The organism is Nocardia altamirensis NBRC 108246 (assembly GCF_001612685.1).
GTDB classification, from domain to species: domain Bacteria; phylum Actinomycetota; class Actinomycetes; order Mycobacteriales; family Mycobacteriaceae; genus Nocardia; species Nocardia altamirensis.
In genome coordinates, this window is sequence record NZ_BDAY01000011.1 from 150,054 (window position 1) to 174,178 (window position 24,125).

Here is a 24,125-nt window from a genome sequence, read left to right on the forward strand (position 1 = left end):
AGCTCAGATCTTCTTGTTCGTAACCCATGACCACCACTGGCTTGTCGAGCGCAACGGACCCATCCTGCGGCAGAACCCCAGCGCCGCAAGATCGTCCGCGATCTCCTGCGCGGCGATCTGCAAACCGAGGAAGGTGTCGACCCCGACGAACGGTCCACCCAAGGTCGCGCTACCGGATGCATAGATGCGTCCGGTGCCACTTCGGGTGCCGATCAGCTCGAATGTCGTGTCCACGTCGAGCCGTCCCACCGGATTGCGCCCGGCACCAGCGTGATCGAGCAGATCGGCGAGCAACCGGTGCTCGCGGATGTCGGCTTCGAGCCCGGTGCAGTCGATGATGTAGTCGACTGTCGTGTCGAACGGCTGGGTCGGCGGCGGAGTCGGCAACGGCGCCGAGGTGTCCGGAATGATCGTCGCGACAACACCTTGCCGTCCTTCGGCGGGCCGCGGCGCGCGCATGGTGCCCGCCATCACCTGGTACCAGCCTTGTTTACGCCCGCGGCGCAACTGTTCCTGCCACCCGTACCGGATCGGCGTATTGGTCCCCGAGATCTCCTTGTACGCCTCCGCCCGCTGCTCTCCTTGCAGCGTGCGCATCTTCTGCTTGAGTTGCCCGCCCCACACCGACTTCGGATAGTTGAATCCCTGATACGCCCACCCGTCGGCGCCCTTGCGCCGGTTGAACATATTCTTGCCGTGCGCCTTGGCCACGTAGGTGCGGAACAAATGCAGGATCTGCGTGTTCAACTGCAACCGATCCCGATCGTCGATGAGCCGCTGCAACACCCGGCTCGCGACGATCCCGCTGCCGCGGATCAGGACCGTCCCCGGCCTGCGCTGCAACGCCTGATAGACGTGCTCGTGCGGCTCGTACGCGTTGACCACCCGCGTCGGATCGCGATGCGCTTCCCGGTATTCCTGCAGGTCCGGCAGCAGCTTCAGCCCTGGATAGCCCACGGCCACATGCACATACATGCTGCGGAACGCCAGCCGCTTGGTCGGCGTCGACCCGGCAGGCGGGGTGAGAATCGTGAAATACCCACCGCCGTGGCGCTTGCGCACCATGCGAACCTGCCCGCGATGCAACGAGCTCGCATACCCGATGCGACGGAACTCGCGTTCCATCCCGACGAACGCCTGCCCGGCTTTCGGCGTGTAATAGTTCGCGAAGATCGGCTCGACGAGCACGTTCCACAGCGGCTTGATCGTCTTGTCCGCGATGGCTTCCCGCACCGCGTACGACGGGAAGCCCCACATGTTGTCCGGTTCGGAAGCCGAGTCACTGCGCAGTCGTTCGCCGCGCGGAATCTGCGACACCCGCGTCAGATATTCGTAGGACGCCCACGGGTATTCCTGTGGACCCAGCACCGCCATCGACGCTGCGGGCACTCCGAAGATTCGGAGCGTGTCATAGGTGACGAACGAACCTATCCCACTGCCGATCGTCACGAACGGCACATCTATCACCGGAATTCCGGCCCGGTCGAGCATTTCATCGGTCCACACGTCGGTTTCGACGAGGACCTGGGTCAGATCTCCCCGCATTTTCCGCACTCTACCGGCAGATTCTTTCCGATTACTTGTGATCACCTTGGTGCAGCGGCACATCGCTGGTGACGCGCGGTCGGACACTCCGGACGCCTGCCTCGAACCCGACAGGGTTCGGATGCCGACTGCCGTTGCGCAGCGCCCGGAAGCGCAGCGACCAGCCCCGACCGCGACGCGCGCAGGGGATGTGGCGGAAGATGCCACGCGCACCCGCATCGCCGACGTAGCATTCGATCGTGGCCGACGCGATCCGTTCCACCCCTCTGCGGGTCCTCGTGTACAGCAACGACGCCGATACCAGGCGCCAGGTGATGCTGGCACTTGGCAAACACCCGCACCCCGAACTACCGGCTTTCGACTACCTCGAAGTGGCCACCGGCCCCGTGGTGATCGAGCAGATGGACGCCGGCGGCATCGACCTCGCCATCCTCGACGGTGAGTCAGCGCCGACGGGCGGGCTCGGCATCGCCAAGCAACTCAAGGACGAGATCGACCATTGCCCACCGGTGCTCGTGCTCACCGGACGCCCGGACGACGCCTGGCTCGCCAAGTGGTCGCGGGCCGAGGCCGCGGTCTCGCATCCGATCGATCCGATCCGTCTCACCGAGGCGGTCGTCGGAGTGCTGCGCAATCGTTCAGCAGCCTGACCCACCCCCATTCATGCAGACTGTGTATTAATCAGTCGCCTCCAAGCCGTGCCCGTCGGATCCAACAGGAATCCGGCGGGCACGCTGCGTTCGGTACTGCTACCGGCGTTGCGGCGATGTCGCCGTCGGCGACCCGTGGCAGGTTTGCGCGCGATGCCGAAAACGTCGGTACCAGCGACACTTTCGGGTAACCGACTGGCCGGTCAACCAACGTCACGTGACAACACGCGGGATTACCCCCGTTTCAGTCATGAATCGAAGTCACGAATTAGATCAAACGCAGCAGTCAATCGCGTAGCACTCAGAGCGATCAGTTGTAGGCTGTGCCCTAGCTCACAGTGCGGGCACAGCCAATTCCCCGCCTAGAGCGCAGGCCATGAGGCGTGTCTGGCCGAGGCGGACAACGACGTCAGCCCGCCTCGGAAGCTGCCGTCCGGCAACGGACGACCCACCCGCAGGCTCCAGCGCGCAAGGAGGGGAAGTGCAGTCGTGAATATCGAGATGCCAACTCTGGTTTTAGGTGCGGTCGCTGCGGCGTTCGCGGTGTTCACCATCATCATGGCGGCTCTCGTCGGCCCCAAACGGTACAACCGGGCCAAGCTCGAGGCATACGAGTGCGGTATCGAGCCGACACCGCATGCCATCGCGGGCGGCCCGGGAAACGTGACGGGCCAACGCTTTCCGGTGAAGTACTACCTCACCGCCATGCTGTTCATCATCTTCGACATCGAGATCGTGTTCCTCTACCCGTGGGCAGTCCACTTCGATGCGCTCGGTCTGTTCGGTCTCGCCGCGATGGCGCTGTTCATCTTCAACGTCTCGGTCGCCTACGCCTACGAATGGCGGCGTGGGGGCCTGAGTTGGGAGTGACGGCCGCAACGAGTGGAAGTGAAGGTTAGTCGGATATGGGTCTCGAGGAAAAACTGCCCAGCGGTTTTCTGCTGAGCACGGTCGAAGATTTCGCCGGTTATCTGCGTAAGGGCTCACTGTGGCCAGCCACCTTCGGTCTGGCGTGCTGCGCCATCGAGATGATGGCAACGGGCGCAGGCCGTTTCGATATCGCCCGCTTCGGCATGGAGGCATTCCGCGCCTCGCCGCGGCAGGCCGATCTGATGATCGTCGCGGGCCGGGTCAGCAACAAGATGGCCCCGGTGCTGCGGCAGGTCTACGACCAGATGACCGAACCGAAATGGGTGCTCGCCATGGGCGTGTGCGCCTCATCGGGCGGCATGTTCAACAACTACGCCATCGTGCAGGGCGTCGACCACGTGGTGCCGGTCGACATCTACCTTCCCGGCTGCCCGCCGCGGCCGGAGATGCTGTTGAACGCGATTTTGACACTGCACGCAAAGATTCAGGAGATGCCACTCGGCGTCAACCGTGAAGAAGCCGTGCGCGCTGCCGAAGCGGCCGCGCTCGCCTCGACGCCGACCATCCGGATGGAGGGTCTGCTGAAATGACCTTCGATTCGAGCGATGACACGACCGTGACCGCGCACGACGAGATCGACGCGGCCGCCACCGCTGGCCCGGAAGGCACACTGCCGGAGGACCAGTCGGGCGCGGGCGCCGAGGTGATCGGCGTGCGCCACGGCATGTTCGGTGTCACCGGCTCCGGTGACACCTCCGGCTACGGCGGCCTGGTCCGCCCGGTCAGCCTGCCCGGCAGCACGCCAGCACCCTACGGCGGCTACTTCGACGAGCTCGTCGACGCACTGCGCACCGCACTCGGCGCCGTCGGCACCCGGCTCGAGACCGCACTGGAGAAGATCGTCGTCTTCCGCGGCGAGCTGACCCTGCACGTGCACCGGGAACATCTGGTGACCGTCGCCCAAGCGTTACGTGACGATCCCGCATTACGTTTCGAGCTCTGCCTCGGCGTCAGCGGCGTGCACTACCTGGAGGACGCGGGCCGCGAACTGCACGCGGTGTATCCGCTCATGTCCATCACGCACAACCGCAGGCTGCGCATGGAGGTGTCCGCGCCGGATGCCGACCCGCACATCCCGTCGCTGTACGACGTGTATCCGACCACCGACTGGCACGAGCGGGAAACCTACGACTTCTTCGGCATCATCTTCGACGGGCACCCCTCGCTCACTCGCATCCTGATGCCCGATGACTGGCGCGGTCACCCCCAGCGCAAGGACTACCCGCTCGGCGGGATCCCGGTCGAGTACAAGGGCGCGCGGATACCCCCGCCCGACGAGCGGAGGGCCTACAACTAATGACTGCATCGCGAAGCGATTCCGTGAGGGGTGGTGGCCGGGTGACGGGTGGGCACAACACCGACATTCGGGGCGATGTCACCGACACCGCGCCGGAACCGAACGTTGTCACCGTCGCAGGACAGGACTGGGAAGAGGTCGCCGACGCCCTGCGTGGCGCTGGCGAGGAACGCATCGTCGTCAACATGGGACCGCAGCACCCGTCCACGCACGGCGTGCTGCGGCTGATCCTGGAGATCGAAGGCGAGACGGTCACCGAGGCGCGCTGCGGAATCGGCTACCTGCACACCGGAATCGAGAAGAACCTCGAGTTCCGCAACTGGACCCAGGGCGTCACCTTCGTCACCAGGATGGACTACCTCTCACCGTTCTTCAACGAGACGGCGTACTGCCTCGCAGTGGAGAAGCTCCTTGACATCACCGAGGCAATCCCGGAGCGCGTCAACATCATTCGGGTGATGCTCATGGAGCTCAACCGCATCTCCTCGCACCTGGTCGCGCTGGCCACCGGCGGCATGGAGCTCGGCGCGCTCACCCCGATGCTGTTCGGCTTCCGGGAACGCGAACTGATCCTCGACGTGTTCGAGACCATCACCGGTCTGCGGATGAACCACGCCTACATCCGGCCCGGCGGGCTCGCGCAGGACCTGCCCGACGACGGCGTCACCAAAGTCCGTGAGCTGCTTGCCTTGATGCCGAAGCGGCTGCACGACATGGAGCAGCTGCTCACCTCCAATCCCATCTGGAAGGCGCGCACGCAGGACATCGGCTACCTGAACCTGCAGGGCTGCATGGCACTCGGGATCACCGGCCCGGTGCTCCGGGCCACCGGCCTGCCGCACGACCTGCGCAAGTCCCAGCCGTACTGCGGTTACGAGAACTACGAATTCGACATCCCCACCACCACGGGCTGTGACTGCTACGGCCGCTACGTGATTCGGGTGGACGAGATGAAGGAGTCGCTCAAGATCGTCGAGCAGTGCCTGGACAAGCTGCGCCCCGGCCCGGTGATGGTCGACGACAAGAAGATCGCCTGGCCCGCCGATCTGCAGCTCGGCCCGGACGGACTCGGCAACTCCCCCAAGCACATCGGCAAGATCATGGGCAAGTCCATGGAGGGGCTGATCCATCACTTCAAGCTCGTCACCGAAGGCATCAGGGTGCCCGCGGGCCAGGTGTACACCGCTGTCGAATCGCCGCGCGGCGAGCTCGGTGTGCACATGGTCAGCGACGGTGGCACCCGGCCCTACCGGGTGCACTACCGCGACCCCTCGTTCACCAATTTGCAAGCGGTGGCGGCGACTTGCGAGGGCGGCATGGTCGCCGACGTCATCGCGGCCGTCGCCAGCATCGACCCCGTGATGGGTGGAGTGGACCGATGAAAGAAGCATCGCGTAGCGATTCGATGAGGGGTGGTGGCCGGGTGACGGGTGGGCCAGAAATCATGTTGAAGCTCAGCACCAGGCCGCAGCCGTTTCAGCCGTTCATTCGTGAGCGGCTGGAGCTGGATGCCAAGGAGATCATCGCGCGCTACCCGGAACCGCGGTCGGCGCTGCTGCCGCTGCTGCACCTGGTGCAGGCCGAGGAGGGGTGCGTCACCGGGACCGGCATCGACTTCTGTGCCGACCAGCTCGGCCTGACCGGCGCGGAAGTCACTGCGGTGGCGACCTTTTACTCGATGTACCGGCGTACGCCGACCGGCGAGTACCACGTCGGCGTCTGCACGAACACGCTGTGCGCGGTGATGGGTGGCGACGCCATCCTCGCCAAGCTCGAACAGCATCTCGGCCTGCATCACGGCGAAACCACCGCGGACGGCAAGATCACCCTCGAGCACGTCGAGTGCAACGCGGCCTGCGATTTCGCGCCGGTGATCATGGTCAACTGGGAGTTCTTCGACAACCAGACCCCGGAATCGGCTCAGGCACTGGTGGATTCGCTGCGCGCAGGGCAGCAGGTGACGCCGACCCGTGGCGCGCCGCTGTGCACGTTCAAGGAGACCGCCCGCATCCTGGCCGGCTTCCCCGACGAGCGGCCCGGCGTCCTCGACGGCCCGGCAGGCAAGGCGACCTTGGCCGGACTCGAGGCCGCCCGCGAGCAGAATCTGCATGCTCCTGGGGCACAACAGGATTCGGAGGGCACCCGGTGACTCTGACGCCCGTACTCACCAAGTACTGGGACGACCCGCAGTCGTGGACGATGGACACCTACCGCCGCCACGACGGCTACCAGGCGCTGCGCAAGGCACTGCGGATGGAGCCGGACAACGTCATCCAGACCGTCAAGGACGCAGGCCTGCGCGGCCGCGGCGGCGCGGGCTTCCCGACCGGCATGAAGTGGAGCTTCATCCCGCAGGGGCCCGGACCCGACGGCGTCACCAAGCCGCACTATCTGGTGGTCAACGCCGACGAGTCGGAACCCGGTACCTGCAAAGACATTCCGCTGATGCTGTCGAGCCCGCACGCGCTGATCGAGGGCGTCATCATCGCGTCCTATGCGATCCGTGCGGCGCACGCGTTCATCTATGTGCGCGGTGAAGTCGTGCCGGTGCTGCGCAGGCTGCAAGCTGCCGTCGCCCAGGCCTACGAGGCCGGGTTCCTCGGCCGCAACATCCTCAACTCCGGCTACGACCTCGAACTCATCGTGCACGCCGGAGCGGGCGCCTACATCTGCGGCGAGGAAACCGCCCTGCTGGATTCGCTCGAGGGCCGCCGCGGCCAGCCGCGCCTGCGCCCGCCGTTCCCCGCCGTCGCCGGGCTCTACGCCTGCCCGACCGTGGTGAACAACGTGGAATCCATTGCCAGCGTGCCGCCGATCATCCTCAACGGCACCGCGTGGTTCCGTTCGATGGGCACCGAGAAGTCGCCGGGCTTCACCCTGTACTCACTGTCGGGGCACGTGAACCGGCCGGGGCAGTACGAGGCGCCGCTCGGCATCACGCTGCGTGAGCTGCTCGACTACGCAGGCGGTGTCCGCACCGGGCACACGGTGAAGTTCTGGACCCCCGGCGGTTCGTCGACTCCGCTGTTCACCAACGAGCACCTCGACGTTCCGCTCGACTACGAGGGTGTCGCGGCGGCCGGATCCATGTTGGGCACCAAGGCATTACAGATCTTCGACGACACCACCTGCGTGGTGCGCGCTGTCCTGCGCTGGACCGAGTTCTACGCCCACGAATCCTGCGGTAAGTGCACACCGTGCCGTGAAGGCACGTACTGGCTCGTGCAGCTGCTCGAACGCATCGAGGCGGGCCAAGGGACCGCGGCCGATCTGGACAAGCTGCTCGATATCAGCGACACGATCAACGGCAAGTCGTTCTGCGCCCTCGGCGACGGCGCGGCCAGCCCGATCATCTCCTCGCTGCAGTACTTCCGCGACGAGTACCTCGCCCACTTCGAGCGCGGCGGTTGTCCGTTCGATCCGGCGCGGTCGACGGCATGGGCCATGGAAGGAGCGCGATGACAAGCACCGTGAACGCGAATGCCAGCGGAGTTGTCCCCGCGGATCTGGTGTCCGTCACGATCGATGACACCACAATCAGTGTTCCCGCAGGCACTTTGGTGATCCGGGCCGCCGAACTCATCGGCATCCAGATCCCGCGGTTCTGCGACCACCCGCTGCTCGATCCGGTCGGCGCCTGCCGCCAGTGCATCGTCGAGGTCGAAGGCCAGCGCAAGCCGGTCGCGTCCTGCACCATGACCGTCACCGACGGCATGGTGGTGCGCACCCAGCTCACTTCGCCGGTGGCCGACAAGGCGCAAGAGGGTGTGATGGAGCTGCTGCTCATCAACCACCCGCTCGACTGCCCCGTCTGCGACAAGGGCGGCGAATGCCCGCTGCAGAACCAGGCGATGTCCACCGGCCGCGCCGAAACCCGCTTCGAAGGCGAAAAGCGCACCTACCCCAAGCCGATTCCGCTCTCGTCCGCGGTGCTGCTCGACCGGGAACGCTGCGTGCTGTGCGCCCGCTGTACCCGTTTCTCACAGCAGGTCGCCGGTGACCCGTTCATCGAACTGCTGGAACGCGGTGCGCTGCAACAGGTCGGCACCGCGCAGGCCGAACCGCTGGATTCCTACTTCTCCGGCAACACCGTGCAGATCTGCCCGGTCGGCGCGCTCACCGGCACCAGCTACCGGTTCCGGGCCAGGCCGTTCGACCTGGTGTCGAGCCCGAATGTGTGCGAGCACTGCGCCTCCGGCTGCGCTCAGCGCACCGATCACCGCCGCGGCAAGGTGCTTCGTCGGCTGGCAGGCGACGACCCGCAGGTCAACGAGGAATGGAACTGTGACAAGGGCCGCTGGGCGTTCGCCTACGCGACCGAACGCGATCGCCTCACCACGCCGCTGGTTCGCGGATGGGACGGCAATCTGGCGCCCGCCTCCTGGTCCGAGGCGCTCGCCGCCGCGGCCGAGGGCCTGGCCGCAGCGTTCGGCAGCGCCGGCGTGCTGGTCGGCGGCCGGGTCACCGAAGAGGACGCCTACACCTACGCCAAGTTCGCCCGAATCGCGTTGGGCACCAACGACGTCGACTTCCGGGCCAGGGCGCACTCGGCCGAGGAGGCCGACTTCCTCGCCGCCCGCGTTGCGGGCCAGGGCATGACGGTCAGCTACGACAGCATGGAGAGCGCGCCGATCGTGCTGCTCGTCGGGTTCGAACCCGAGGAAGAGTCGCCGATCGTCTACCTGCGGCTGCGTAAGTCCGCACGCAAGCGGCGTCTGCCGATCTACTCGCTGGCGCCCTATGCCACCCGCGGGCTCGACCGGATGTCCGGCAAGCTGATGCAGGCCATGCCCGGTGCCGAGCCGCACCTGCTCGACGCCATCCGGAACGGCGAAACCGCTACGCCGGGAGCCGATCCCACCCAGATCGCCGATGTCGGGCGACTGCTGCGCGAGCCGGGTGCGGTGATCATGGTCGGCGAGCGGATGGCTGGCATCCCCGGTGCCATGTCCGCCGCGGTCCGACTGGCCGACGAGACCGGTGCTGCCCTGGCGTGGGTCCCGCGCCGCGCCGGTGAACGCGGTGCGGTCGAGGCCGGCGCACTGCCCGGCCTGCTGCCCGGCGGCAGGCCGGTCGCGGATCCCTCTGCCCGCCAACAGGTTCGCAGTGTCTGGAACGTGCCGGACTTGCCTGCCACCCCGGGTCGGGACACCGCGGCCATCCTGGATGCCGCGCCAGGACTCGGCGCTCTGGTGATCGGCGGTGTCGACGTCACCGACCTGCCCGACCCGAACGGCGCACTCGCCGCCATCGACGCTGCCCGCTTCGTCGTCAGCCTGGAACAGCGGCACAGCGCGGTCACCGACCGCGCCGACGTCGTCTTCCCGGTCGCCACGGCGATGGAGAAGTCCGGCACCTTCCGCACCTGGGAGGGCAGGCCGCGCCCGTTCGACGCCGCGCTCGGCGACGACATGGTCCGCCGCCAGTCCGCGCCGCTGTCGGATCAGCGCGTGCTGCAAGCGATCGCCGACGAGATGAAGGTGCGCCTCGGCCTGCCCGACACCGCGGCGGCCCGCGCTGAACTCGCCGAACTCGGCGCATGGGACGGCGCGCCGGTCGCGGCGCCCGCGCATCGGCCGCACCCGCTGACCCAAGCGGGTCCGGGCACCGCGGTGCTGGCCAGCTGGCGGATGCTGCTCGACCTCGGCCGCATGCAGGAGGGCGAACCCAACCTGGCGGGCATCGCCAGGACGCCGGTCGCCCGGCTGTCCCCCGCGACCGCCGCCGAAATCGGCGCGGACACCAACGATTTGGTGACCGTCGCCAGCGACCACGGCACCGTCACGCTGCCGCTGGTGATCACCGACCTGCCCGACCGAGTGGTCTGGCTGCCGCAGCATTCGCCGGGCAGCTCGATCGCCGAACAGTTGGCCACCCAGCCCGGCGGCATCGTGGCGCTGCGGCGTGCCGATGCGAGGACCAAGGAGCACAGGCATGAGTGATCTGAGTCTGTTCGGCCACGACCCCTTGTGGCTCGTGCTCGCGAAATCCCTTGCCATCTTCGTCTTCCTGCTGCTCACCCCGATGATCGCGGTGGTGGCGGAACGAAAGATCGTGGCGCGCATGCAGATGCGCATCGGTCCGAACCGGATCGGCCCCTACGGCATGCTGCAGAGCATCGCCGACGGCGTAAAGATGGCGCTCAAGGAAGACATCATTCCGACCATCGTCGACAAGCCGATCTTCATTCTGGCGCCGATCATTTCGCTGATCCCGTCGGTGATGGCGTTCGCGGTGATCCCCTTCGGTCCCGAGGTCTCGATCTTCGGGCACCACACCGCGCTGCAACTCACCGATATGCCGGTGGCGGTGCTCTACATCCTGGCCATCACCTCGATCGGCGTGTACGGGATCGTGCTGGCCGGTTGGTCGTCGGGCTCCACCTACCCGCTGCTCGGCGGCCTGCGCTCGACCGCACAGGTGATCTCCTACGAGATCGCCATGGCGCTGTGCTTCGCCACCGTGTTCCTGCTCGGCGGCACCATGGCGACCTCGGGCATCGTCGACGCCCAGCAGGGCACCTGGTACGTCTTCCTGCTGCTGCCCTCGTTCCTCATCTACTGCGTGTCCATGGTCGGCGAGACCAACCGGGCGCCGTTCGACCTGCCCGAGGCCGAAGGCGAGCTGGTCGGCGGCTTCCACACCGAGTACTCCTCGCTGAAGTTCGCCATGTTCATGATGGCCGAATACATCAACATGGCAACGGTTTCCGCGCTCGCCACCACCCTGTTCCTCGGCGGCTGGCGGGCGCCGTGGCCGTTGAGCATCTGGGAGGGCGCGAACAGCGGCTGGTGGCCGGTGCTCTGGTTCACCGCCAAGGTCTGGGTCTTCCTGTTCGTGTTCATCTGGTTGCGCGGCACGCTGCCGCGCCTGCGCTACGACCAGTTCATGAACCTCGGCTGGAAGCTGCTGATCCCGACCTCGCTGCTGTGGGTCATGGTCGTCGGCGCGGCCCGCGTGCTCGAGGCCGAGGGCTACCACGTGCAGACCCTGATCCTCGTCGTCGGCGGACTGCTGCTCTCGGCGTTGATGATCGGGATGTTCCTGCGGGCCGGACGCAGGGGCGGCGCCCCGGCACCGGCCGAGCCGGAACCGAGCGCACCGCAGTCGGGTTCGGCGGTGTTCCTCGGCTTCCCGACCCCGCCGCTGCCGGAAACCCCGCGCCCCGTTGCCAAGTCGGGTCTGTTCGATCCGCTCGCCGGCTTCGCGGTCACAGCGGCGACCATGTTCAAGAAGCCGAACACCGAGTTCTACCCGGAAGAGAAGGTGCCGACCGCGCCGCGCTACCACGGCCGCCATCAGCTCAACCGGTATCCGGACGGACTGGAGAAGTGCATCGGCTGCGAGCTGTGCGCCTGGGCGTGCCCCGCCGACGCGATCTTCGTCGAAGGCGCGGACAACACCGAGACGGAACGCTTTTCGCCGGGCGAGCGGTACGGGCAGGTCTATCAGATCAACTACCTGCGGTGCATCGGCTGCGGCCTCTGCATCGAGGCATGCCCGACCCGCGCGTTGACCATGACCAACGAGTACGAGATGGCCGACGACAACCGCGCCGACCTCATCTACGAGAAGGACCGCCTGCTCGCCCCGCTACAGCCGGGCATGACCGCGCCGCCGCACGCGATGCAGCCAGGCACCGACGAGGCCGACTACTACCTGGGCAACGTGCTCGGTGCGCTGCAAGAAGCCAACGGCGACACCGACAGTCCGAAGCAGCCCGCCGCCGCGGGCGTGGAAGGAGGGGCGCGGTGAACGAATTCGTCCTTGCCGCAGAGCCACTCACCCGCACCTCCACCCCGGAGGCGGTGAACTTCTGGATATTGGCCCCGCTGGCCACCATCGGCGCGCTCGGCATGGTGTTCTCCCGCAAGGCAGTGCATTCCGCGATCTGCCTGGCCGCCACCATGATCATCCTGGCCGTGTTCTACATGGCGCAGGACGCGTTGTTCCTCGGTGTGGTGCAGATCGTCGTCTACACCGGCGCGGTCATGATGCTGTTCCTGTTCGTGCTCATGCTGGTCGGCGTCGACTCGGCCGAATCGCTGCGGGAAAACCTGCGCGGGCAGCAGCTCGCGGCCGCCGCGGTCGGCCTCGGCTTCGGCCTGCTGCTGATCAGCGGCATCGCCCGCGGCATCAGGGAGTCCGGGATCACCTTCCCCGCCAAGGGCTTCGCCGGGCGCGACGTGATCGGCGAGCTCGCCGAGCTGATCTTCGTGCGCTACGTGTGGGCCTTCGAACTCACCGGCGCGCTGCTGATCACCGCGACCATCGGCGCGATGGTGCTGGCACACCGCGAGCAGTTCGGGCCGAAGATGGGCCAGCGGGAGATGTCGGTGCGCCGGTTCCGGGAGGCGGGACATCGGGCCACCCCGCTGCCCACCCCCGGCGTCTACGCCAGGCACAACGCGGTCGACATTCCGGCCAGGCTGCCCGACGGCTCCTTCGAGGAACTCTCGGTCAGCACCATCCTGCGGCACCGCCGCACCAGGGCGCTCGCGGAAGCGGCCGTCATCTCCGTCAGCACCGAGAGCGCGCGCGCCTCGGTCGCGACCGAGAACCAGAGCGACGAGGAAGGCAACCGGTGAATCCCCAGAACTACCTGTTCCTGTCCGCCCTGCTGTTCACGATCGGCGCGGCAGGTGTGTTGTTGCGGCGCAACGCCATCGTGGTGTTCATGTGCATCGAGCTGATGCTCAACGCGGTGAACCTCGCGTTCGTCACCTTCGCCAGGCTGCACTCGAACCTGGACGGTCAGGTGTTCGCGTTCTTCACCATGGTGGTCGCCGCAGCGGAAGTCGTTGTCGGCCTTGCCATCATCATGACCATCTTCCGCGCCCGCCGCTCGACCTCGGTCGACGACGCCAACCTGTTGAAGTTCTGACATGGATACGGCTACCACGCTCTGGCTGCTGCCTGCCCTGCCCCTCGCAGGCGCCGTAATCCTGCTGCTCACCGGACGTTTCAGCGACAAGTGGGGACACCTGCTCGGCTGTCTGATGGCGCTGGCGTCCTTCGTGGTCGCCGGTATCGCGTTCTTCGACATGCTCGGCCGCGACACCGCGCAGCGCGGTGTGCACACCGACCTGTTCAGCTGGGTGCCGGTGGCCGGGCTGCAAGTCGACTTCAGCCTCCAATTGGACCAGCTGTCCGCGTGTTTCGCGCTGCTGATCACCGGCGTCGGCTCGCTGATCCACATCTACTCCATCGGCTACATGAGCCACGATCCAGGCAGGCGCCGATTCTTCGGCTACCTCAACCTGTTCCTGGCCGCGATGTTGCTGCTGGTGCTGGCGAACAACTACCTGGTGCTCTATCTCGGCTGGGAAGGCGTCGGCCTGGCGTCCTACCTGCTGATCGGGTTCTGGTTCCACAAGCCGACCGCCGCGACCGCGGCCAAGAAGGCGTTCGTGGTCAACCGGGTCGGTGACATGGGGCTGGCGATCGCGATGTTCGTCATGTTCTCGACGTTCGGGTCGATCAACTTCACCGACGTGTTCGCCGGCGCACCGCAGGCAGGCGAGGGCACGCTCACCGCCATCGGCTTGCTGCTGCTGCTCGCCGCGTGCGGCAAGTCCGCACAGGTGCCGCTGCAGTCCTGGCTCGGGGACGCGATGGAGGGCCCGACTCCGGTGTCGGCGCTCATCCACGCGGCCACCATGGTCACCGCTGGCGTGTACCTGATCGCGCGCTCGGGTCCGATCTTCGACCTCGCGCCGGACGCGCGGCTCGGCGTGATCCTCGTCGGCGCGGTGACGCTGCTGTTCGGTGCGATCGTCGGCTGTGCCAAGGACGACATCAAGAAGGCGCTGGCGGCCTCGACCATGAGCCAGATCGGCTACATGGTGCTCGCCGCGGGACTCGGCCCGGCCGGATACGCCTTCGCCATCATGCATCTGCTCACCCACGGGTTCTTCAAGGCCGGGTTGTTCCTCGGCGCCGGTTCGGTGATGCACGCGATGGACGACGAGACCGACATGCGCCGCTACGGCGGACTGCGCACCCTGCTTCCGATCACCTATGTCACCTTCGGGCTCGGCTACCTCGCGATCATCGGGGTGCCGCCGTTCGCGGGCTTCTTCTCCAAGGACAAGATCATCGAGGTCGCGTTCAACCAAGGCGGCGCAAGTGGTTTGGCGCTCGGCGCGGTGACGCTGCTGGGTGCGGGGCTCACCGCGTTCTACATGACGCGAGTCATGATCATGACGTTCTTCGGTGAGCGGCGTTGGAAGCCCGAGACTCATCCGCACGAATCCCCTGCGGTGATGACCGGGCCGATGATCCTGCTCGCGATCGGATCCGTCGCCGCCGGTGCGTTGTTCGCGTTCGGCTCCTCGCTGCAGAACTGGCTCGCGCCGGTCGTCGGTGCGCACCACGGCGAGGAAACCGTTCCTGCAGGTGTCGTGACCGCCCTCGCACTGACCGTCGTTGCGCTCGGTGTCGGGTTCGCTTACTACCAGTACGCGCAGCGCAACATCCCCGAGACCGCACCCGAAGCCGTGTCCGCGATGACCATCGCGGCGCGCAAGGACCTCTACGGTGACGCGTTCAACGAGGCGACCTTCATGCGGCCGGGCGGCTATCTCACACGCGCGCTGGTGTTCCTCGACAACCGCGGCATCGACGGAATCGTCAACGGGACAGCCGCTTTGATCGGCGGGCTGTCCGGACGGATCCGCAAGGTGCAGTCCGGGTTCGTGCGCTCGTACGCCCTGTCCATGTTCACCGGCGCAGCCCTCGTCGCCGCCGCGCTGTTGGCGGTGCGGCTGTGGTGAGCGGTGTGTATCCCTGGTTGCCCGCGTGGCCGCGCCCAGTGTCGTTCCGGCGCGCGTCCCGCATGTCCATGTTCACCGGCGCGGTCCTGGTGACCGCAGCCCTCCTGGCGGTGAGGTTGAGGTGACCGACTTTCCTTGGTTGACCACGTTGTGGTTGGCCCCAGTGCTCGGCGCGATCGTCGTGCTGCTGCTGCCCGCCGGGCAGCGACTCCTGGCGCGCGTGCTGGCGCTGGTGGTGTCGGTGGCGGTGCTCGCGTTCGCCATCGTGCTCGCGGTGGAGTTCGATCCCAGTGGGGCGCAATACCAATTCGTCGAGGACCACGAGTGGATACCGGCCTTCGGCGCCGGATACACCGTCGGCATCGACGGCATCGCCCTGGTGCTGGTGCTGCTCACCACCGCGCTGGTGCCGTTGCTGATCCTGGCCGGGTGGCACGACGAGCGCGAGGTCGGCAGCGGACGCCGGGTCTCGCACACCTACGTCGCGCTGACGCTGCTCGTCGAGGCGATGGTGCTCATTTCCTTTGTCTCGCTGGACATCCTGCTGTTCTACGTGTTCTTCGAGGCGATGCTGATCCCGATGTACTTCCTCATCGGCGGCTTCGGGCCACGGTCGGCGGACGTGCAGCTGCGCCAGCAGCGGTCGCGGGCCGCGGTGAAGTTCTTGCTGTACAACCTCTTCGGCGGGCTCATCATGCTGGCCGCGGTGATCGGGCTGTACGTGGTCACCGCGCGCGACGGACTCGGCCCCGACGGGGCAGGCACCTTCGACTTCCGGACCGTGGTCGCCGCGGCCAACTCCGGACAGCTCGGCGCCGCACCCGCGGTGCTCAACGCGCTGTTCCTCGGCTTCATGTTCGCCTTCGCGGTGAAGGCGCCGCTGTGGCCGCTGCACACCTGGCTGCCGGACGCCGCCGTCGCCGCGACACCGTCGAGCGCGGTGCTGATGATGGCGGTGGTCGACAAGGTCGGCACCTTCGGCATGCTGCGCTACTGCCTGATGCTGTTCCCCGACGCGTCGGATACCTATGCGCCGCTGGTGGTTACGCTCGCCGTGATCGGCATCATCTACGGCGCACTGCTCGCCATCGGACAGACCGATGTGATGCGGTTGATCGCCTACACCTCGATCTCCCACTTCGGCTTCATCATCCTCGGCATCTTCGCCATGACCAGCCAGGGGCAGACCGGCGCGACGCTCTACATGGTGAACCACGGCATCTCCACCGCCGCGCTGTTCCTCATCGCGGGATTCCTGGTGTCGCGCAGGGGAACCCGGCTCATCGCCGAGTTCGGCGGCGTGCAGAAGGTGGCGCCGATACTGGCGGGCACGTTCTTCGTCGCAGGCCTCGCCACTCTCTCGCTGCCCGGGCTCTCGCCGTTCATCAGCGAATTCCTGGTGCTGGTCGGCACATACGCCCGCTACGAGGTCGCCGCCGTCATCGCGACCGGCGCGCTGGTGCTCGCCGCGGTGTACGTGCTGTGGCTGTACCAGCGGATGATGACCGGGCCGGTCAAGAAGGGCAACGAGCATCTCTACGACCTGGTGCCACGCGAGCTCGCAGTGGTGGTTCCGTTGATCGCCGCGCTGCTGTTCTTCGGCGTCTACCCAAAACCGTTGCTGGACTTCGTCAATCCGGCGGTGAGCCAGACGTTGACGACCATCGGCAAGCACGATCCGACGCCCTCGGTTCCGCCGCTGCCCGAGGCCGGTAAGGCCGATCTTCCCGGAGGTGTCCACAAGTGAGTTCCCTCGGAACACCGCTCGCCGCCGCGATTCCGGCGCCGAGCATCGAATACGGGTACCTCTCACCGATGTTGATCGTCTTCGGTGTCGCCGTGGTCAGCGTGCTGGTCGAGGCGTTCGCGGGACGGCGCTTCCGGTTCGGCGGGCAGGTGCTGTTGAGCCTCGCCGGTTTGATCGCCGCGCTGGTCGCGGTGGTGCGGCTGGCGGGCACCGAGGCGACCGCGGTGGTCGGCGCGGTCGCCATCGACGGGGTCACGCTGTTCCTGCAGGGCACCATCCTCGTGGTGTCGATCCTCGGCGTGCTGTTCATGGCCGAGCGCGGCGCCGAGTCGAAGGTGGAGGCGCGCAGCGGGCCGGGCACCTGGAGTCTTGCTGCGGCCACGCTCGGGCGCGGGGTGGACGCGTTCACGCCGCAGGCGTCGTCGGTGCCGGGCAGTGCCAGCGAAAAGGCCGCGCTGCGTGCGGGAATCGCGACCACCGAGGTCTTCCCGTTGACGTTGCTCGCGGTCGGCGGACTGCTGCTGTTCCCCGCCTCCAACGACCTGCTCACCATGTTCGTCGCGCTCGAGGTGCTGTCGCTGCCGCTGTATCTGCTGTGCGGGCTCGCGCGGCGCAAGCGGTTGCTGTCGCAGGAAGCGGCGCTGAAGTACTTCCTACTCGGCGCGTTCTCGTCGGCGTTCTTCCTCTACGGTGTTGCGCTGCTCTACGGACAGGCGGGGACGGTCAAGCTGGCGGGCATCGCGGACGCGATCGCCGCGCATCCGGACAACGCGATGCTCGCGTTGCTCGGGGTGGCGCTGCTCGCGGTCGGGCTGCTGTTCAAGATCGGCACGGTGCCGTTCCAGTCGTGGGTGCCCGACGTGTATCAGGGTGCGCCGACACCGGTTACGGCGTTCATGGCGGCGGCGACCAAGATCGCGGCAGTCGGTGCGTTGTTGCGGGTGCTGCAGGTCGCGGTGCCAGGGCTGCGCGACGACTGGCGGCCGGTGCTCGCGGCGATCGCCATCGCGACCATGGCGGTCGGTGCCGTGATGGCCATCACCCAAACCGATGTGAAGCGGATGCTCGCGTATTCGTCGGTGGCGCATGCCGGATTCATCATGACCGGGTTGATCGCCGCCAACGACAAGGGTGTGTCGGCCATCCTGTTCTATCTGGTCGCGTACGGCGTCGGAACCGTCGGTGCGTTTGCGCTCGTCAGCCTGGTGCGCGACGGTTCCGGTGAGGAAGCCTCGTCACTGTCGCAGTGGGCTGGGCTCGGCCGCCGCTCCCCGTGGCTGGCCAGCGTTTTCGCGCTGTTCCTGCTTTCGTTCGCCGGGCTGCCGCTCACCAGTGGGTTCGTCAGCAAGTTCGCGGTGTTCGAAGCAGCCGCTGCCGGAGATGCCACACCGTTGGTGATCGTCGGCGTCATCTGCAGCGCGATCGCCGCCTTCTTCTACATCCGCGTCATCGTGCTGATGTTCTTCACCGATCCGCCGACCGACGCACCAGTGGTGGTCAACCCGTTCCTCACCACGACAGTCGTCGCCTTCGGTGCCGGCGTGACAATCGTGCTCGGTGTGTTCCCGCAGATGCTGCTCGACCTGGCGGACCGGGCGTCCACCCTCGTCCGCTGAGTTCCTCCACTCGATGCCCGTCGCGCTCCTCCCGGAGCACGGCGGGCATCGGTCGTTCAGCGCCTTGGCCAACCGACCACGCGTATCGGTTTCCGATTTCCGGAGCGATCATGGTTGCTCCTTCGGCTGGCGTGGTATCGCTGAGTTCTTGGGCAGTCGGTGAAAGGCCTACAGTCGTTCTCGCGATGGCTTATCCGTAATGAAGATCAGCATGATGCCGATCATTGCGGTTTGTGCGATCCACTGTCCCAGTGGGTCACCGAAAACCGTGCCCGTGCGGATCATCGACGTGATGAAGCCAACCGGGACCACGGCGGCCACCAACAGCGCGACCACCTTTCTCCGCGTTGTCCGTCGGTTCCGCGGACCAGTTGCCACGCCCATTTCTTGCCCGATTGAAATCAACCAAAGCAGACTGGCGGCGCAAAGTGTCAGGGCGAACAGACGAGACGCCGTCGAGTCACCCCAGTCTTCGCTGACGGCCAACCTGATCAGGGTGGCAATGTACAGGCCGCCGACGATAAGCACGGCGGCCCTTCTGAACCACGACCATCGCTTCTTCCAGCTATCTGCGGCAACTAATCCCGCCCCCTGTGCGCTCACAGTCGGAGAGCGTACAAGTCCGATGGTTACGTCGCACGATCAGCAGCGCTCACCCCGCCGCGGGCCTATCCGGTCGTATGCCGTGCTCGCGTTGCCGATTCGGGTGGAGCGCTTCAGCGAGCTGCATCGCCGCGGCCGTGCCGAGCAGTCTGACGGTTCGTCCCGTCGTCACAGCCTGAGGCGGTTCGCTCACGTCGGTAGTGTCTGTCCGGTGACCGACGCTAGCGACCTGATGCGGATGTTTCTGGTCTATCCAGACCAGCCTTTCCCGCCTGTCGAGCTCGCGGATCCGTCCGGACTGGTCGCGCTCGGCGGGGATCTGTCGCCGGAGCGACTGTTGGCTGCCTATTCCGCGGGCATCTTTCCCTGGTACAACCCCGACGAAATGATCCACTGGTACTGCCCGGACCCGCGGAGCATTCTGGTGCCGACCGACCTTCGGGTGAGCAAGTCCTATCGCCGATCTGTCACCAATGCCGACTACGGGGTGACCATGGATCGCGCCTTCGCCGAGGTGATGTCGAATTGCGCTGAACCGCGCGACAAGGAGACCGGAACCTGGATCGGCGCCGACATGCAGGAGGCCTACCTGCGGCTGCACCAGCTCGGTCATGCGCACTCGGTCGAGGTATGGCGCGACGGCGACCTGGTCGGCGGCCTCTACGGCGTCGCACGCGGCCGCTCCTTCGCCGGCGAGTCCATGTTCTCCCGCGCCCGTGACACCTCCAAGATCGCGCTGTACTGGCTCTGCGCCCAACTGGCCGCCTGGGATTTCGCCCTCATCGACTGCCAGATCACCACCCGCCACCTCTCCTCCCTCGGCGCCATCGACCTCCCCCGCGCGACCTACCTGCGCCTACACACCCAGGCCGCCGCCCGCCCCGCCCTCCCCGGCCCCTGGCACATCGAAATCCCAGTCCCCAACTCCCCCAACCACTTACCGGCATGAACGATCGCCCGAAGCGATAGGTCAGAAACGTCGGTCACCCGAGAATTGGGCGACATCGTTTTCGAACGGGCTCATGCTGGTGCGCTGATGCGGCTTGCCCGAGCAGTCAGGCCCCTCGCTCGACTCGCTCGCTCAGTCGTCCGATATGGCGGCGGCGATCGGCTCGAGCCCCCGCGACCAGCTCGTCGAGCTCGCCTCGACCATGTCGAATATCAACGGGCCGAAGGTGATCCGACGTCGACCGGACGCGCAATCGTGCCGATTCCAGTGTTCGGCCATGTGACGGTGATGACGCGGAGCTGGTCCGTGGGTATCGTCCGGTTATGTTCGACGATCCAGAAGGTCTGACCGTTACGTATCAGCCCGAAGGGTTGTTCGGGATCGGCGAGGTGCTCGTGTCAGCGGTTGTATCGCCGTTCGCTGGGGCCGCTGTGGGTTACTTCAACGACACCGATCTTCGTGAGTGGGCTCACGCGCTGCAGGTTTATCCATGGAAAAGTGATGCACGACTTCGGATTTCCGCATCGTCGGGTGGGCAAGAGACCGTCGACCTGGTTGCCTATGTGGTGACGCGCCGCGGTCAGCTCGCGGTCGCGACACATCTTGCGACGGTCGACATCGATGACCACTCCCCGACCGCCGGCACCGTGACCGAAGCTCGCATCCTGGTCCCGACGAGCTATCAAGCCATCGGCACCTTCGGGCATGAGTTGGCCTCCGCGATCGCCGACGGAGGCGGCAAAGCTCGACTGAACGTGGACAGGCTCGAATAGCGGATGCTTGGATCTGCGGAAGCACTGAAATGGCGCTGCGAGGGCATTGCGAAGGTTGCTCTGGACTACTTGTGGCGACCGGTCCTGGTCGGCGGGTTCAGACGTAAAGGGTGCGGCCGCCGTCGATTTGGAGGCGTTGGCCGGTGATGAAGCCGGACTGGTCGGCGGCGAAGAAGCTGACGGCGTTGGCGACGTCGTCGGGGGTGCCCATTCGGCCGACCGGGACTGTTGCGATGTAGGCGTCTTTCACCGCTGCGGGGACGGTGTAGTGGCGTTCCACCGCAATGAAGCCGGGGGCTACGGCGTTCACCGTGATGCCGTGCGGGGCGAGTTCGTGTGCCCAGCTGCGGGCCAGGCCGATCTGGGCGTTCTTGGCGGTGGCGTAGGCGGAACGCTCCACCGGCGGGCGGTCGGCGACCTCGGAGTCGATGTGCACGATCCGGCCGTAGCCGCGTTCCTGCATGCCGGGAATTATCGCGCGACCGAGCAGGACCGGGCTTTTCACGAAGAAGTCCAGTTGGCTCAGATGGTCCGACCACGCCGTGTCGGCCAGCGCGGCCTCGGGTTGCGGCCCGGTCGCGTTGAGCACGAGCACGTCGATCGGACCAAGCTTCTCGGTCACCGCGGCGACAATCTCCCCCACCGCCTGCTCGTCGGTGATGTCACCGGAAATCATTTCGGCGACACCGCCGTCCGTGCGGATGGACTCTACGACACCCGCCGCCTGCTCCCCATCTCGCAGGCCATTGACCGCAACCGCCATGCCGTCGGCGGCGAGCCGCCGCGCGATCGCACTCCCGAGACCACGGGAACTCCCTGTTACCAACGCAACCCTGCGCCGTGACTCCACCATGCGCAAGATCATCCCACGTATCGTTCGGTTCGTCGGAGCCACCGGATGGGGAACAGAAGACTCCGACCACCTCCAACTGCCCGTACCGCGCATCCGCACCGTTGCTCGAGTTGGTCGACTGATCACGAGGCACTGTTGCAGGCATCGCCCGAGAAGCCACCTACACCAGTACCCCTTCGGCGCGAAACCGCCCGGACTGGGTGCGACTTTCAGTCGGCGGTGCACGTGGAATCGGTGGCGGGCAGGACGCCGTCGCGGAGATGGGTTAGGAAACAGCATCCGGATGCCCATCAGGAAATCCCTGGACTCACCTCCAGGAAACCCGGGACGAGTGGCACACCACGGAGAGCGCTACTCGCGTTTCGCCGCAGCCATGTGCCACTCGTGGGGTTAGTCAGTGGAGATATGACGCTCCGTTGACGTTCAGGACGGAGCCGGAGGTCCAGGTTGCTTCGGGTGAGGCGAGATAGCGGACGGCTGAGGCGATTTCGGCGGGGTCGGCGACGCGGCCGAATGGGCTTTGGGCGCGGACGTCGTCGGTGACGCGGTGGGCTACGCGTTCGGTCGCGACGAAACCGGGTGCTACCGAGGCCACTGCGATGCCGTGGGGTGCCAGCTCGACGGCTAGGGACTGGCCCAGTGCGTGCACTGCCGCCTTGCTTGCGCCGTAGCCTGCGTATTCGGGTTCGCCGCGGAAGGCGCCGCGCGAGCCGATGTTCACGATGCGGCCCGCGATGCCCTTGTTGATCATGTGCTGGGCAACGCAGTAGGACATGTTGGCGGTACCGAAGACGTTGACGTCCATGGTTTCTCGCCAGGCCTGCTGCCATTCCGCGTAATCGCTGTCCAGCACTGGATGGGCGATGTTGACCGCCGCGTTGTTCACCAGCACATCGATGGTTCCGAGTCCTTCGATCGACTCCTCGACGATCCGCGCAACGTCCTCCGGATCCCGGATATCGCCGCCGACGAGCACATGCCCGTCTCCGGCCAACCCGCGCACCGTCTCCGCACCGTCCTCGCGCGCCGACGAATAATGCACCGCCACTCGATCACCGATCTCGGCGAATGCCACCGCGATTGCTCGCCCGATCCCCCGCGACGCGCCCGTCACCAACACGCCCCTGCTCATCCGTTCACCACCATGCTCCCCAGCCTGCCATGGGCCGGAGAAAGCCTTGGCCGGGCGGTCTGATTCGAGCCTCGAGACCAGCGCTACTTCGGTGCGGTCTCGGCGGCGAAGGACAGGATCAGGTCGGTGGTGCGTTGCGGGTCTTCGAGCATGGGGGTGTGGCCGACGCCGGGGAGCATCTCGATGCGGACGCCGGGGATGATCCGGTAGTCCTCGGCGCTCGCGGAGCGGACGCGGCCGTCCTCGCTGCCGAAGATCACGAGGACAGGGCGGCCGATGCTCGCCAGCCGGTCCGGGAGCGATCTTTCGCCGGTGTAGCGGCGAGATTCCTTGGGAGACTCGGTGAATGAGCGGTAGGTCATGCCGCGCACGCCGGCCACGATGGCGTCGGGGACGGCGATGTCGCGGGTGAACGCGGTGGACAGGCCCGCGCGGATGCGGCTGTCGGTGCGGAACTGCCAGAGCAGTTCGCCGAGGACGGGCACCGCAACCAAGCGGGTGATCAGGCTCTGTTGGATCGCGGAGGCTGGGTTCGGCGGGGAGTCGATGAGGGTCAGCGCGGTGACCAGGTCGGGGCGTTGTTCGGCGAGGGAGGTGGCGACGAGCCCGCCCATCGAGTGGCCGATGACGGCCGCTTTCGTGACGCCGAGTTTGTCGAGCACTGCCGCCGCGCGACGTGCCTGGGACGGCATGTCGTAGCCCGCAGTGGGTTTCGCGGAGGAGCCGTGGCCGAGCAGGTCCAGGCGGATCACGCGGTAGTGCTCGGCTAGGGCGGGCACGATCGAATCCCACCAGTCGACCGAACTGGCGTAGCCGTGAATCAGGAGCAGTGCGGGGGCACCGGCGGGACCGTCTTCGACGACGTGCACGTCACCATCAGGGAGTTGCACGATGCGCTCCCCTGCTGCGGCCGCCGTCTGCTGGGACACCACCACCGTGTGCACCGCGAGCGCCGCGGCGACGGCCACGACCACACCGAGCCCGATCACCCACAGTTTCCTCCGTCTCGAGACCCCCACCTGGTCAGTTCCGCCGGTCGACATCGCGCCCCCTCGTTCGGTCTATGCCGCACAGTAGTTGGCGCAGCAGGCCACAGGCAGGACATCATCACGGGTCTGCCGCCAAATCGACCACCACGTCCGCTCGCCAACGGGACATCAGCGAGCCGTCACCCGCGTGTCGCCACCGCTATGTCCCGTTCGGCGACTGGTGCATTCGGGACTGGGACATGGCTGAGCGGTCGGACGGGTGCCGT

21 protein-coding genes are annotated in these 24,125 nt (G+C 66.5%); 16 read left to right on the forward strand and 5 right to left on the reverse strand.

All coding sequences use genetic code 11. The features are described 5' to 3' along the window. Positions 1–3 precede the first annotated feature (3 nt). Positions 4–1,545 (reverse strand): hypothetical protein, encoded by a 1,542-nt coding sequence (locus tag NA11_RS08070; RefSeq protein WP_084654335.1) that lies wholly within the window; start codon positions 1,543–1,545, stop codon positions 4–6. Between the two features lie 239 nt (positions 1,546–1,784). Here NA11_RS08070 and NA11_RS08075 point away from each other — a divergent pair, with 239 nt between their 5' ends. From NA11_RS08075 to nuoN, 14 genes are all read left to right on the forward strand, one after another. Continuing rightward, positions 1,785–2,195 carry an Rv3143 family two-component system response regulator gene (locus NA11_RS08075; RefSeq protein WP_069161138.1) on the forward strand — a complete coding sequence of 137 codons (411 nt, stop codon included), beginning with the start codon at positions 1,785–1,787 and terminating at the stop codon, positions 2,193–2,195. Positions 2,196–2,696: 501 nt separating this feature from the next. After that, on the forward strand, positions 2,697–3,065 hold the full coding sequence (locus NA11_RS08080; protein ID WP_228540775.1) for an NADH-quinone oxidoreductase subunit A: 369 nt from the start codon (positions 2,697–2,699) through the stop codon (positions 3,063–3,065). 35 nt (positions 3,066–3,100) lie between these two features. Then, positions 3,101–3,655 (forward strand): NuoB/complex I 20 kDa subunit family protein, encoded by a 555-nt coding sequence (locus NA11_RS08085; RefSeq protein ID WP_069161140.1) that lies wholly within the window; start codon positions 3,101–3,103, stop codon positions 3,653–3,655. Further along, on the forward strand, positions 3,652–4,422 hold the full coding sequence (locus NA11_RS08090) for an NADH-quinone oxidoreductase subunit C (RefSeq protein WP_174567666.1): 771 nt from the start codon (positions 3,652–3,654) through the stop codon (positions 4,420–4,422). The genes NA11_RS08085 and NA11_RS08090 overlap by 4 nt, the downstream gene beginning before the upstream one ends. Further along, positions 4,422–5,804, forward strand: a complete 1,383-nt coding sequence (nuoD, locus tag NA11_RS08095; RefSeq protein ID WP_245745772.1) for an NADH dehydrogenase (quinone) subunit D — start codon at positions 4,422–4,424, stop codon at positions 5,802–5,804. Before NA11_RS08090 ends, nuoD begins: the two co-directional genes overlap by 1 nt. Positions 5,805–5,866: 62 nt before the next feature. Beyond that, complete coding sequence (gene nuoE, locus NA11_RS08100; RefSeq protein WP_069161222.1) at positions 5,867–6,571, forward strand: NADH-quinone oxidoreductase subunit NuoE; 705 nt, start codon at positions 5,867–5,869, stop codon at positions 6,569–6,571. Then, positions 6,568–7,884 carry an NADH-quinone oxidoreductase subunit NuoF gene (nuoF, locus tag NA11_RS08105; protein WP_069161141.1) on the forward strand — a complete coding sequence of 439 codons (1,317 nt, stop codon included), beginning with the start codon at positions 6,568–6,570 and terminating at the stop codon, positions 7,882–7,884. The genes nuoE and nuoF overlap by 4 nt, the downstream gene beginning before the upstream one ends. Further along, the gene (locus NA11_RS08110) at positions 7,881–10,364 is read left to right on the forward strand and encodes an NADH-quinone oxidoreductase subunit G (RefSeq protein WP_084654337.1); all 2,484 of its coding nucleotides are present in this window, start codon (positions 7,881–7,883) and stop codon (positions 10,362–10,364) included. The genes nuoF and NA11_RS08110 overlap by 4 nt, the downstream gene beginning before the upstream one ends. Then, positions 10,357–12,177: an NADH-quinone oxidoreductase subunit NuoH gene (gene nuoH / locus NA11_RS47315; protein ID WP_069161142.1), complete on the forward strand. Its 1,821-nt coding sequence runs from the start codon at positions 10,357–10,359 to the stop codon at positions 12,175–12,177. Before NA11_RS08110 ends, nuoH begins: the two co-directional genes overlap by 8 nt. Beyond that, a complete protein-coding gene (locus tag NA11_RS08120; protein ID WP_069161143.1) occupies positions 12,174–13,010 on the forward strand; it encodes an NADH-quinone oxidoreductase subunit J in 837 nt (278 codons plus the stop codon). Before nuoH ends, NA11_RS08120 begins: the two co-directional genes overlap by 4 nt. Continuing rightward, positions 13,007–13,306 carry an NADH-quinone oxidoreductase subunit NuoK gene (gene nuoK, locus NA11_RS08125; RefSeq protein ID WP_040735043.1) on the forward strand — a complete coding sequence of 100 codons (300 nt, stop codon included), beginning with the start codon at positions 13,007–13,009 and terminating at the stop codon, positions 13,304–13,306. Before NA11_RS08120 ends, nuoK begins: the two co-directional genes overlap by 4 nt. Position 13,307: 1 nt before the next feature. Beyond that, positions 13,308–15,197 (forward strand): NADH-quinone oxidoreductase subunit L, encoded by a 1,890-nt coding sequence (gene nuoL, locus NA11_RS08130; RefSeq protein WP_069161144.1) that lies wholly within the window; start codon positions 13,308–13,310, stop codon positions 15,195–15,197. A 121-nt stretch (positions 15,198–15,318) separates the two neighbouring features. Beyond that, on the forward strand, positions 15,319–16,944 hold the full coding sequence (locus NA11_RS08135) for an NADH-quinone oxidoreductase subunit M (protein ID WP_069161145.1): 1,626 nt from the start codon (positions 15,319–15,321) through the stop codon (positions 16,942–16,944). Further along, positions 16,941–18,560, forward strand: a complete 1,620-nt coding sequence (gene nuoN, locus NA11_RS08140; protein WP_069161146.1) for an NADH-quinone oxidoreductase subunit NuoN — start codon at positions 16,941–16,943, stop codon at positions 18,558–18,560. Before NA11_RS08135 ends, nuoN begins: the two co-directional genes overlap by 4 nt. A gap of 168 nt (positions 18,561–18,728) precedes the next feature. Here the strand turns inward: nuoN and NA11_RS08145 are convergent, their stop codons facing one another. Continuing rightward, positions 18,729–19,163 carry a hypothetical protein gene (locus NA11_RS08145; protein WP_141717472.1) on the reverse strand — a complete coding sequence of 145 codons (435 nt, stop codon included), beginning with the start codon at positions 19,161–19,163 and terminating at the stop codon, positions 18,729–18,731. A gap of 211 nt (positions 19,164–19,374) precedes the next feature. Between NA11_RS08145 and aat the strand changes: the two genes are divergently transcribed. Both aat and NA11_RS08155 read left to right on the forward strand, forming a co-directional pair. Continuing rightward, on the forward strand, positions 19,375–20,112 hold the full coding sequence (aat, locus tag NA11_RS08150; RefSeq protein WP_069161224.1) for a leucyl/phenylalanyl-tRNA--protein transferase: 738 nt from the start codon (positions 19,375–19,377) through the stop codon (positions 20,110–20,112). 323 nt (positions 20,113–20,435) lie between these two features. After that, positions 20,436–20,885: a hypothetical protein gene (locus NA11_RS08155; protein ID WP_069161148.1), complete on the forward strand. Its 450-nt coding sequence runs from the start codon at positions 20,436–20,438 to the stop codon at positions 20,883–20,885. 97 nt (positions 20,886–20,982) lie between these two features. Here the strand turns inward: NA11_RS08155 and NA11_RS08160 are convergent, their stop codons facing one another. From NA11_RS08160 to NA11_RS08170, 3 genes are all read right to left on the reverse strand, one after another. Further along, complete coding sequence (locus tag NA11_RS08160) at positions 20,983–21,750, reverse strand: SDR family NAD(P)-dependent oxidoreductase (protein WP_069161149.1); 768 nt, start codon at positions 21,748–21,750, stop codon at positions 20,983–20,985. Positions 21,751–22,132: 382 nt separating this feature from the next. Further along, positions 22,133–22,870 (reverse strand): SDR family NAD(P)-dependent oxidoreductase, encoded by a 738-nt coding sequence (locus NA11_RS08165; RefSeq protein WP_069161150.1) that lies wholly within the window; start codon positions 22,868–22,870, stop codon positions 22,133–22,135. Positions 22,871–22,953: 83 nt separating this feature from the next. Then, positions 22,954–23,859, reverse strand: a complete 906-nt coding sequence (locus NA11_RS08170) for an alpha/beta fold hydrolase (protein ID WP_218023260.1) — start codon at positions 23,857–23,859, stop codon at positions 22,954–22,956. Between the last annotated feature and the right edge of the window lie 266 nt (positions 23,860–24,125).

Excerpts from the sequence above, each read along its gene's own strand:
- NA11_RS08070 (WP_084654335.1), bottom strand. The coding sequence starts at position 1,545 with ATGCGGGGAGATCTGACCCAGGTCCTCGTCGAAACCGACGTGTGGACC.
- nuoH (WP_069161142.1), top strand. The coding sequence starts at position 10,357 with ATGAGTGATCTGAGTCTGTTCGGCCACGACCCCTTGTGGCTCGTGCTC.
- nuoD (WP_245745772.1), top strand. The coding sequence starts at position 4,422 with ATGACTGCATCGCGAAGCGATTCCGTGAGGGGTGGTGGCCGGGTGACG.
- NA11_RS08110 (WP_084654337.1), top strand. The coding sequence starts at position 7,881 with ATGACAAGCACCGTGAACGCGAATGCCAGCGGAGTTGTCCCCGCGGAT.
- NA11_RS08085 (WP_069161140.1), top strand. The coding sequence starts at position 3,101 with ATGGGTCTCGAGGAAAAACTGCCCAGCGGTTTTCTGCTGAGCACGGTC.
- NA11_RS08165 (WP_069161150.1), bottom strand. The coding sequence starts at position 22,870 with ATGAGCAGGGGCGTGTTGGTGACGGGCGCGTCGCGGGGGATCGGGCGA.
- NA11_RS08080 (WP_228540775.1), top strand. The coding sequence starts at position 2,697 with ATGCCAACTCTGGTTTTAGGTGCGGTCGCTGCGGCGTTCGCGGTGTTC.
- nuoE (WP_069161222.1), top strand. The coding sequence starts at position 5,867 with ATGTTGAAGCTCAGCACCAGGCCGCAGCCGTTTCAGCCGTTCATTCGT.
- NA11_RS08160 (WP_069161149.1), bottom strand. The coding sequence starts at position 21,750 with ATGATCTTGCGCATGGTGGAGTCACGGCGCAGGGTTGCGTTGGTAACA.
- NA11_RS08090 (WP_174567666.1), top strand. The coding sequence starts at position 3,652 with ATGACCTTCGATTCGAGCGATGACACGACCGTGACCGCGCACGACGAG.
- nuoL (WP_069161144.1), top strand. The coding sequence starts at position 13,308 with ATGGATACGGCTACCACGCTCTGGCTGCTGCCTGCCCTGCCCCTCGCA.
- NA11_RS08155 (WP_069161148.1), top strand. The coding sequence starts at position 20,436 with ATGTTCGACGATCCAGAAGGTCTGACCGTTACGTATCAGCCCGAAGGG.